This is a genomic window from Streptomyces sp. IBSBF 2435 (genome assembly GCF_036815005.1).
Lineage (GTDB): Bacteria > Actinomycetota > Actinomycetes > Streptomycetales > Streptomycetaceae > Actinacidiphila.
The window spans coordinates 1-3,220 of the sequence record NZ_JAJSYW010000337.1 but is presented as its reverse complement, the minus strand read 5'-3'; the positions used below and the strand labels follow the sequence as shown (position 1 = coordinate 3,220).

General features: G+C 73.4%; 1 protein-coding gene and 1 pseudogene. Both read right to left on the bottom strand.

Annotated elements, in window-relative coordinates; all coding sequences use genetic code 11:
- Positions 1–293 precede the first annotated feature (293 nt).
- The gene (locus tag V7E46_RS33050; protein WP_333771852.1) at positions 294–2,294 is read right to left on the bottom strand and encodes a serine/threonine-protein kinase; all 2,001 of its coding nucleotides are present in this window, start codon (positions 2,292–2,294) and stop codon (positions 294–296) included.
- 106 nt (positions 2,295–2,400) lie between these two features.
- A pseudogene (locus V7E46_RS33045) lies at positions 2,401–3,220 on the bottom strand (hypothetical protein); the annotation flags it as partial.

Here is a 3,220-nt window from a genome sequence, read left to right as displayed (position 1 = left end):
GTCCTCCGGGCAAGCCCCGGAGCCCTCCCCCGGTAATGGGTTCGCCGCACAGTCCCCCGCACCCCTGGCGTCTGCCCTCTCCGGCAGAAGAGCCGAGCCCCAGCGCACCGCAAGGTGAACGCCCACGCGCAAGTGGCACCCCCTCAGGGGCGCGAGGAACTGCGCGCGCGACCACGACGCCGGGAAAGAAGCGACGCCACCGCAAGTGACGATCACCCAGGGGTGCGAGGAACCGCGCGACAAGCCCCCGCCCGGCCGCGCCCCGGACAAGGTCAAGAAGCGCGACGCGGACGTCAGTCCGCCGCGTAGGTCTCGACGACCTTGTCGAACGCCCGCTGCACAGCGGCCCGCTGCGAGTCCGGCCCGTAGATGAGGACCACGTGATACCGCCCGCCGATCTGAATCGCCAGATTGCGCCCGTAGATCGACTGCTGGTTCGCGTCCCGCCAGGTGTACTCGCCCTCGGCGGCCTGGTGGCCCTGGATGGTGACGGATTGCAGGCCGGCCGCCGAGGACCAGGACGAGGCCCGGAAGTCGGCGAGTTCGGGCTCCACGAGCTGATAGGCGACCGGGTCGTCACTGTCACCCGTCGCCTTGTCACGGCCCGGCACGACGGTCATCGTCAGGTCGCTCCCGGTGAACCGCACCTGCCCCTTGCCGTTCTTGCCGGTGCGCAGCCAGCCGGTGTGGACGGCGACGGTGAAGCCCGCCGGGTCGGTGTGCAGAGCGAAGTCCGCGCCGAGGTCGGGCGGCGCGACCGGGGGCACGGTGGTGGCGGCGTGCGTGGGTGCCTTCGGCGGAGCCTTCGTGGCGGTGTGCGTCGGCGCCGCGGTCGCCGAGGGCTCCGGGTCCTTCTTCTTGCCGCCGCCGGAGCCCGGCATCTCGGCCGGCACCGTACGGTTTCCGTCGGCCCCGTCCGTGGAGCTGTCGCGGTGCGGCAGCAGCAGCACCACGAAGACCACCAGCGCGACCAGCACCGCCAGTATCAGCACCAGCAGCCGGGCGCCGAGCCGGCGCGGGGCGGCGGCGGTGCCGTCGGGGGCGGGGCCGCGCGAGGAGACCACCTGCTCCTCGTGGAAGTGCTCCTGCATGACCTCGCTGCGCTTGATCCGCTCCCGCTTGGCCTTGACGACCCTGGCCTGCTTGCCGCGGGCGTGCCTGCGGTGCTGGAGCCCCTCGGGGTCGGCGGCGGCCTCGCGGCGCCGGCGCTTGACCAGCTCGCCCTTGCGCCGCTTGACCGGCAGCTTCGCCGGATCGGTGGGCAGCTGGACGGTGTGGGTGCCGACCTCGGGTTCCGGCGCGGAGCGGATCAGCGAGCGCAGCCAGCCGCCCAGCTCCTCGGCCTCGGGCCGCTCCTCGGGGTCGGGCCGCAGCAGCGACTCCACGACCGGGCGCAGCGGTCCGCACTCCTCGGCGAAGGCGGGCGGCTCCGCGCACACCAGCTGGACCAGCTCGGCGGCATTCTCCTCGGGATACGGCGGGTGGCCCTGGACGCTGCGGAAGAGCAGCGACCCGAGTGCCCACAGGTCGGCGGGCGGGCCGACCGGCGGCGACAGCTGCCAGTTCTCGTGCACCGGGTGGGCCTGCTCCGGCGCCCAGCGCTCGGTGACGGCGCCGACGACGGTGATGCGGTTCTGCCGGGCCCGCTCCTGTTCGAGCGCGGACCGCGGGCCGTGCCAGGCGGCCGGATCACGGGGTGCCGCTGCGCCGTCCGAGGCCTCGGCGGCACTCATCGCCGGGACGTGCTCGGGCAGCGGGTCGTAGCCGCAGAGGGCTTCTTGCGCGGCTCCGGCCGCGAGGCCGCCGAGCATGGCGCGGCCGTCGTCGCAGACCAGCACCGTGCCCGTGGTGACGTTGCGGTGGGTCCAGCCGTGGGCGTGCAGGGTGCGCAGCGCGGTGAGGACGTCGGAGGCGACCTCGGCGGCGCGATAGGCGTCGATGGGGCGTTCGGCGAGTAAGGCCGCCAGCGGGCGGCCGGACACCAGCTCGCTCGCGATCCACAGGCTGCCGTCCTCGACGAAGATGTCGAAGACCTGGACGAGTCGGGGGTGGTCGGGTATCGCGGCTGCGGCGCGGGCCGCGTCCAGGGCGCGGCGGGCGCTCTCGCCGAGCGTGTCGGGGTCGTCGTCACCGAATTCTGCGGCCACCACCTCGGGCAGCAGGACCTGGCGGACCAGGACCTCCTGGCCGCTGTAGGTGTCGAAGGCGCGGGTCTCGACGAGTTCGTACTCGTCCGCCGGCGGTGTGGGCAGCCGGTAGCGGTCCGCGAGTACCCGCCCTGCGTATTCGTCCACGGCGCCCCCTCCCTGGCCCGGTCGGACTGCGGTACGAACCGGTCACGTCCGGGCGGTCCCGGATGCGTACAGTTCGATCCCCTTCACGATACGTGCTGCGACTCACTCACCCGGCCGGTTTGAACGTGTCGAAGGCGATCGCCCGCATCCGCTGGTTCGCATCGCTGTCCCATGCGTCGGCGGGGAAGGTGAACAACAGCGCATAGCCGTGGTGGGCGTCCGTCACCATGCCTCGGTTCAGGACGTGCACTTGCCTACCCGAAAGCGTCCGCTTGTACTCCCAGTCCGCGGCGTCGTATCCGCGGTAGGTGACCCGCTGGACGCCGATCTGCTGGTATCCGTTCATGCCGGCGCCGACCGTCTTGGAGTCGTGCTGCCACTTGGCCAGGGCGCTGGGGCCGGGGGTCGAGGTGGAGTCGACCAGCAGTTCCGCGCCGTCAGGGCCGCTGAAAAGCGTGCCCGTGTGGTAGTGGTTCTGGCCCGCGGACACCTGCTTCCAGCCCGCGGGGACGGCCACGGACGACTTGCCCGCCGCCTGGACGAGCGAGAAGCCCGCCGGCGCCGTCCCCGGCCCTGTGGACGCGCTCGGGGTCGTCGTGGACTTGCCGCCGGTGCCCGCGGAGGTGGCGGCCGAGTCGTCGGCGCCGCCGGTGGCGGAAGGGGCGGAGGCCGACGGCTTGCGGTCGTCGCCGTCCTTCCGCTTCGTGGTCTGCGTGCTGCCCGGCGTACCGCTGGCGCCCGCGGTGGTCTTGCCGCCGTTCTTGGTGTCGCCGTCCCCGCCGCCGGATTTGGCGAGCGCGACGCCTATCAGCGTGCCCAGCAGGGCCAGGGCGACGGCGACCGCCGCGATGACCAGGGTGCGGCGCGGTACGGCGTCGGTGATCGGGGAGCGGGCGGGCGGCGGGGCGGCGGCCGGACCGCCGGGC